Origin of the sequence: Sandarakinorhabdus oryzae (assembly GCF_009733735.1) — a bacterium.
In the GTDB taxonomy this organism is placed as follows: domain Bacteria; phylum Pseudomonadota; class Alphaproteobacteria; order Sphingomonadales; family Sphingomonadaceae; genus Sandarakinorhabdus; species Sandarakinorhabdus oryzae.
On sequence record NZ_WNJP01000149.1, the window covers coordinates 1 to 6,597 of the forward strand.

The following is a 6,597-nucleotide window of genomic DNA, read 5'->3' on the forward strand; positions in this document are numbered from 1 at the left end:
CTGGCGTGGGGGCCGGCACGGCGCTGGCCGCCGGGCAGGGCGCGCCGCGTGCCGACCGCGCCGAAATCGAAGCCATCGTGCGCGACTATATCCTGAGCCACCCAGAGATCATTCCCGAAGCCGTCGCCCGGCTGGAGCAGGCCGAGGCCCGCAAGGCGCTGGCGGCCAACCGGTCGGCGATCGAAACGCCGTTCCCCGGTGCCATTGCCGGCAATCCCAAGGGCGATGTGAAGCTGGTGGTGTTCTTCGATTATGCCTGCCCCTATTGCCGGCAGGGCCATGCCGATGTGCAGAAGCTGGTGCGCGAAGATCCGAAGCTGCTGGTGGTCTATCGTGATTTCCCGGTGCTGTCTCCGGCGAGCACGGAGGCCGCCATGGCCAGCCTGTCGGCGGCCACGCAGGGCGGTTACGAGAAGTTCCATAACGCTATGTTCGAAAGCCCGGGTCGGGTCAGCCTGGCGCGCACCATGGGCATCGTGAAGGGTGTGGGCCTGTCGGAACAGAAAACGTCGGCCGATCTGGGCAACGAAGCGCTGAAGGCCGAAGTCAATCGCAACCTCGAACTTGGCCGCAACCTCGGGCTGACCGGCACACCGAGCTATATCATCGGTGATCGCATCCTTTCGGGCGCAGTCGGCTTTGAAAAGCTGAAAGAGGCGGTGGCCGCGGCCCGCGCCGAAAAGGGCCGGTGATGGACGCGCGCCGCTACTGCGGGTTTGACGGCGCCGAGATTGCGGTGGTCGAGATTGGTGAAGGCCGCCCGGTCATCCTGCTGCACGGCCTGTTTTCCAGCGGCGAGATGAACTGGCGGCGCTATGGCGCGGCGGCCGAGATCGCCAGCGCCGGTTACCGGGTGATCATGCCCGATTTCCGCGCCCACGGCCTGAGCGCCGCGCCGCATGACCCGGCCGCCTATCCGCCTGACGTGCTGGCGATGGATATCGAGGCGCTGATCGCGCAGCTGGGCCTGACGGACTTTGATATCGCCGGCTATTCGATGGGCGCGCGCACACTGGTCCGGCTGCTGGCGCGCGGGTTGCGGCCCGGCAAGGCGGTGATTTCCGGCATGGGCCTGGAAGGTCTGATCGGCGGCACGGCGCGGGCGGATTTCTTCAAGAAGGTGGTCAAGCAGCCAGATGGCTGGCCCGCCGGCAGCCCGGAGGCCTTTGCCGCGGCGTTCATGAAGCAGAACAAGGTGGATGGCACCGCCGTCGGCCTGTTGCTCGACACGTTCATCTCGACGTCGATCGACGTGCTGCGCGGGCTCGACACGCGTTGCCTGGTGCTGTGCGGGGTGGACGATCGCGACAATGGCTCGGCACCGGCGCTGGCGCTGGAACTGCCCAATGCCGCGCTGGTGGAAATCGCCGGCAACCATATGAGCGCGGTGACCAAGCCCGATTTCGGGACGGCCATCGCGGCCTGGCTGGGCCATCCGCTGTAAATATTCCTTGGGGAGCTGACCATGAAGATCTCGCACCTTGCCCTCGCCGCGGCCCTGCTGTTGCCTGCCGCCGCCCAGGCCGCAGAGCCGACTGCGGCGGAGGCGAGGGCCTTCGTCGCCGATGCCGAGGCGCAACTTTCGGCCTATTCGGACAAGGCGCAGCGGGTGGCCTGGGTGAATGCGACCTATATCACCGACGATACCGATGCGATGGCGGCCGATGCCGGCGCCGAGGGCACGTTGTTGCAGGTGAAGCTGGCCAAGCAAGCGGCGCGGTTCAACAATGTCACCGGGCTGGACGCCGATACCAGCCGCAAGCTGTTCCTGCTGCGCCAGGCCATCGTGCTGCCGGCGCCGGACACGCCAGGCGCGGCCAAGGAACTGGCCGAAATCGCCACCCGCCTGCAGAGCGCCTATGGCAAGGGCCGCGGCACGGCGCGCGGCAAGGAGGTGGTGGGCAACGACATCGAGGCGCTGATGGGCACCGAGCGTGACCCGGCGGTGCTGAAGGAGATGTGGGAGAGCTGGCACAAGGTCGGCACGCCGATGGCCGCCGATTATGCGCGGCTGGTGGAGATCGCCAATGCCGGCGCGAAGGAGCTGGGCTTTGCCGATACTGGCGCCATGTGGCGCGCCGGCTATGACATGCCGGCCGCCGATTTCGAGAAGCTGATCGATCGCCTGCTGGCCGAGGTGCAGCCGCTTTATGTCGACCTCCATTGCTACACGCGGGCCAAGCTGAACCAGAAATATGGCGATGCGGTGCAAGCCAGGACCGGGCCGATCCGGGCCGACCTGCTGGGCAACATGTGGGCGCAGGATTGGGCCGGCATTTATGACGTGGTGGCGCCCAAGGGCGCCGGCGATGTGGGCTATGACATTGGCGAGCTGCTGGTATCGAAGGGCGCCGACCCGCTGAAGATGGTCCGCTATGGCGAGAATTTCTACAGTTCGCTGGGCTTTGCGCCGTTACCGGACACGTTCTGGAAGCGCAGCCTGTTCACCAAGCCGGCCGATCGCGAGGTTGTCTGTCACGCCAGCGCCTGGGACATCGACAACAAGGACGATCTGCGCATCAAGATGTGCATCAAGGTCAACTCGACCGACTTCGTCACCATCCACCACGAGCTGGGCCATAATTATTACCAGCGCGCCTACAAGGCGCAGCCGTTGCTCTATCTGAACAGCGCCAACGACGGGTTCCATGAAGCCATCGGCGACTGGGCGGCGCTGAACGTGACGCCGGAATATCTGGTCAAGGTCGGGCTGCTCGATGCCGCCAAGGTTCCCGATGCCAGCCGCGATATCGGCCTGCTGCTGCGCCAGGCGATGGAAAAGGTGCCGGGCATGCCGTGGACGGCGCTGGTCGACAAATGGCGCTGGGGCGTGTTTGCCGGCGCCACCAGGCCTGCCGATTACAACAAGGCGTGGACCGATCTGCGCCTGAAGTATCAGGGCATCATCCCGCCCGGCCCACGCCCGGCCGACGCCTTTGATCCCGGTGCCAAGTTCCACATTCCGGGCAACACGCCCTATGCGCGATACTTCCTGGCCCGTGTCCTGCAATTCCAGTTTTACGAGGCCGCCTGCCGCCAGGCGGGTTGGACCGGGCCTTTGCATCGCTGCTCGGTCTATGGCGACAAGCAGGTGGGCGCCAAGCTCAACGCGATGCTGGCAATGGGGATGTCGAAACCGTGGCCGGAAGCGTTGAAGGCCTTCACCGGCAGCGACCAGATGAGCGGCAAGGCGATGCTGGCCTATTTCGCGCCGCTGCAGGCCTGGCTGAAGCAGCAGAACAAGGGCCAGAAGTGCGGCTGGTAAGCCGGCTCAGCGCTTGGGTGGGGCGGCGCGCGGCAGCGGGGTGAAGTTCCGCTCGACGCACAGACCGGCGGCAATCTTGGCCTTGCCGCCGCTGCTGGTGGTGTTGACGAAACGGCCGTTGCCGCGGTTGTAGGTCAGCCGCTGTTCGATGCTCTGGCCATTTTTCATCGTGGTGCGGACCAGCAGGATTTCGGCATCCCCCGCCACCTTCAGGCCAGCCACCTCGCACCCCGGTCGCTCGCACCACCGCTTCTGCCTGACATCAATCGACAATTCGATGTGGAATCGCTGCTTGGTGCCCATCAAAGGGCCCTCGCAGCTCAGATCGAACGCATAATCGATGGAAACGGGTGCAACCATGACGTCTCAATAGCAGCGCAGCAGCTTCACGCCCTGGCCGGCCACCAGCGTGAGGTGGACGGGCGGCGCCGTGCCGGCATGGATGGCCAGGTGCAGCGTGTTGCCGGCGATATGGCCTTCAAAGCGGGCCGGTGTGCCGGACAGGTCTTCGCGCTGCGGGCCGGGCTGATGTTCGTCGAAACGACCAGTGGCGGTGAAGCGGCCCTTGGCATCGGGACGCACCGGACCGGCGAGCTCGCCGCTGGCGCAATCCTGGTCGATGCGGCCGCCCTTGTCGGTCAACTGCAGGATGGTGCGATCGCCGCCCCACTGGCCCTGCAGAGGCGGTGGGGCAGCCGATGCACCGGCCGCCCCGATCAGGGCTGTCATCATCATGAGGATCCGCATTGGCTTGGCTCCTTGGCCCCGGTTGGCATCATCGCCTGAACCGGGGCACCAGGACAAGCCGTAACCGACGCTGGTCAGGCAGCAACCTGCTCCAGCGCCTGCTTGCGGCGCAGCGTGGCGCCGACCAGGCCAAAGCCGAACAGCATCATGATCCAGCTCTGCGGTTCCGGCACACCGGCCAGCTCGGCAAAGCTAAGGCCAGCGATATAGGTCCCCCAGCGCGAGAAACCTGTGCCGGTCGGGTATCCATTGGCCGGCGTGTTGGCTTCGCGCGCGAACTGGCCGATCACCCAGAACATGTTCTGGTCGAGCGGGTCCAGCGAGGTCTGGCTGTAGTCGCCCCAACGCTGACGTCCCGCCGGTGCACCCGAGGCTTCGGTGTTGCCATTGAGATAGCCGCCGGTGACGCTTTGCTTGAGCAGCAACGCGTCGCCCTTGGCCACCAGCTTGCCGTTGGCGCGGGTTTCAAAGGCCTGGGCAAAGATGCTGATCCGGCCATCATCACCGGTGGCAATGCCGCCGGACCGATTGTAGCTGATCACCACCTGGCCCTTGTCGTTCACCGCCAGGGAACCCTGATAATAGTCAAAGGTGTTGTCGCCGATCTCACCCTGGCTGAGGATGGCATTGGTGGCGGAGTCGATGACGTAATAGCGCACCTGCGTGTGGTCGTTGCCGGCCTTCATGATCGTCTGCACGGCATAGATGCGGCCATTCACTTCGTACACGCTGGAGCTGATGCGATCATCGAGGGCGTCGATGTTGCGCAGGCCGGTGGCTGCCGAGCCGGTGCCAGCCTGGCCGGGCTGGCGCGCGGCGCAGTTGGTGCCGCCGCACAGGCCGGCATAGCTGCCAGTGGCAATGTCGGTGACGGCCGTCAGCGTGGCACCCGCCGTGCCGGCATTGAGCACATCATAGCGCTGCACGCCATAATCGGTGGCGGACACCGTGAAGATGTTGCCGGTGGTGCTGGCGTCCTTGCTGTTGACACCCTGAATGGCGAAGCCGGCAAAATTGTTCACCTGGCCGGGCGTGTTGAAATAGTTGTTGAATTGCTTCACGTTGGCTGCCGACGGGCCACCGGCGGCGAAGATATCAGCCAACGGAATGATGTTCAGCGTTGTGCCGCGCCAGGATTGCACACCAGCCGCGGTGGTTCCGGCGAAATTGTTGGTGCCGATGTAGATGGCGTTGGCGTCCATCGCCAGCGTCGGATAGTCGGCAACCGGGCGGAACAGGGTGGCGGGGTCGTAGCCGGTGAAGACCGTGCTCTTCCAGCCGCCGAGCGCGTCATCGGTGTCCGACACCGCGATCTGGATGTTGCGCACATCAGCACCAAAGCTGAGTGCCACCCACCGGTTCATGGTGGCATTGAACATCACGCGCGGATCGCCGTTGGTCTGTTGGCCGCCCGCCGAGGCCCAGAAGGCCGTGTCGGTCTTGTACTGCAGCTGCGCGCCGGTGGCCTTGCTGTAAACCGCAAAGCCGCCATTGATCAACTCGACGAACTGGGTGGTGCCCACCGCGCCCATCGTATCGGGCGGGATGAAGTTGCGGCCGTTGGCGGCGTTCTGAAACTGGCTGATGCCTTCGAAACCGATGGTCAGGCCACCTGGTGCGTTCATCACCGGTGCCGACAAGAGGTCGGGGCCAGCAATCAGCGGATCTTCCTGAATGGTTTTGACCGGGTTCTTGAACTCGAAGTAGCTCTTGACCTGAGCCTGAGCCGCGCCGGCAACCAGAAGCGCTGTCAGCGACAGCGTCGTCAGCATCATCTTACGCATAAGTACCCCCCCTGAAAGCGCAACAACACGGCTGACAGTATCCCCCAGTCAACCGTACGAAGGCTGCAGTGCGCGCTTTTGTTAAGACAATGTCAATGATTGCCGTAATGATTTACGGAATTTTAAGACTTCCGTCATCGTGGCGGCCAACCCAGTGCAGCGCGGCGCCATGCCGGGCGAGCCAGCGCCGTGCTTCCTGGGCGCGCGAATCGAGCTGGCGGTTGAGGGCGTGGAAGGCTGGGCTGTGATCCTGGTGGACCAGGTGCGCCGCCTCGTGCGCGACGATGGCAAAGCGCACCCAGGCCGGCGCGAGGATCAATCGCCAGCTGTAGGCAACACGGGCACCGTCGCCGCCGCGCGCACCGGCGCAACTGCCCCATCGGCTGCTGGCATCACCCACCGACACGCGCGCCACGGGCCGGCCCAGCTGATCGGCAAGTCGGCGGGTGGCGGGCTCCAGATCGGCCAACGCCTGCGCCTTCAGCCAGCGTTCGATGCGGCCGGGCAGCAACGACACCGGGCCGCCAACGCGCAATTCACTGCCTGCCAGCATCGGCGTGCGCGGCCACTGGGCCTGCCAGTCGATGCGCACCGGAAGGCCATCGAGCGGGAACACGGCATCGGGCGCAAACGGGATCGGTTCCGGCCATTTCGCCACCTGCGCCACGATCCAGCCGTGGTGGGACGCCAGCAGGTCCGCCGCTGCTGCCTCGCCGCCGCGCGCCGGCAGGCTGATCTCGATGCGGCCGCTGGCGGACGAAATAGGCGCAGCAAGGCAACGGCTCGCAAAGCAATAAAAAA

General features: G+C 65.2%; 7 protein-coding genes. 3 read left to right on the forward strand and 4 right to left on the reverse strand.

Annotated elements, in window-relative coordinates; translation table 11 throughout:
* The 3 genes from GJ693_RS12595 to GJ693_RS12605 form a co-directional block, all read left to right on the forward strand.
* The coding region (locus GJ693_RS12595; RefSeq protein WP_156256641.1) for a DsbA family protein at positions 1 to 692 on the forward strand (692 nt) is incomplete at its 5' end.
* The gene (locus GJ693_RS12600; protein ID WP_156256642.1) at positions 692 to 1,444 is read left to right on the forward strand and encodes an alpha/beta fold hydrolase; all 753 of its coding nucleotides are present in this window, start codon (positions 692 to 694) and stop codon (positions 1,442 to 1,444) included. The genes GJ693_RS12595 and GJ693_RS12600, both read left to right, overlap by 1 nt.
* A 15-nt stretch (positions 1,445 to 1,459) precedes the next feature.
* Complete coding sequence (locus GJ693_RS12605; RefSeq protein WP_156256643.1) at positions 1,460 to 3,265, forward strand: M2 family metallopeptidase; 1,806 nt, start codon at positions 1,460 to 1,462, stop codon at positions 3,263 to 3,265.
* A 6-nt stretch (positions 3,266 to 3,271) separates the two neighbouring features.
* Here GJ693_RS12605 and GJ693_RS12610 read toward each other — a convergent pair whose 3' ends face one another.
* From GJ693_RS12610 to GJ693_RS12625, 4 genes are all read right to left on the reverse strand, one after another.
* Positions 3,272 to 3,625: a hypothetical protein gene (locus GJ693_RS12610; protein WP_156256644.1), complete on the reverse strand. Its 354-nt coding sequence runs from the start codon at positions 3,623 to 3,625 to the stop codon at positions 3,272 to 3,274.
* A 6-nt stretch (positions 3,626 to 3,631) separates the two neighbouring features.
* Positions 3,632 to 4,012, reverse strand: a complete 381-nt coding sequence (locus GJ693_RS12615; RefSeq protein WP_156256645.1) for a hypothetical protein — start codon at positions 4,010 to 4,012, stop codon at positions 3,632 to 3,634.
* Positions 4,013 to 4,086: 74 nt separating this feature from the next.
* On the reverse strand, positions 4,087 to 5,796 hold the full coding sequence (locus GJ693_RS12620; protein WP_156256646.1) for a PEPxxWA-CTERM sorting domain-containing protein: 1,710 nt from the start codon (positions 5,794 to 5,796) through the stop codon (positions 4,087 to 4,089).
* A gap of 112 nt (positions 5,797 to 5,908) precedes the next feature.
* The coding region (locus tag GJ693_RS12625; RefSeq protein ID WP_156256647.1) for a M48 family metallopeptidase at positions 5,909 to 6,597 on the reverse strand (689 nt) is incomplete at its 5' end.

What these genes read in the sequence shown, in the direction of transcription:
- GJ693_RS12620 (WP_156256646.1), bottom strand. Translation starts at nt 5,796, where the DNA reads ATGCGTAAGATGATGCTGACGACGCTGTCGCTGACAGCGCTTCTGGTT.
- GJ693_RS12615 (WP_156256645.1), bottom strand. Translation starts at nt 4,012, where the DNA reads ATGCGGATCCTCATGATGATGACAGCCCTGATCGGGGCGGCCGGTGCA.
- GJ693_RS12610 (WP_156256644.1), bottom strand. Translation starts at nt 3,625, where the DNA reads ATGGTTGCACCCGTTTCCATCGATTATGCGTTCGATCTGAGCTGCGAG.
- GJ693_RS12600 (WP_156256642.1), top strand. Translation starts at nt 692, where the DNA reads ATGGACGCGCGCCGCTACTGCGGGTTTGACGGCGCCGAGATTGCGGTG.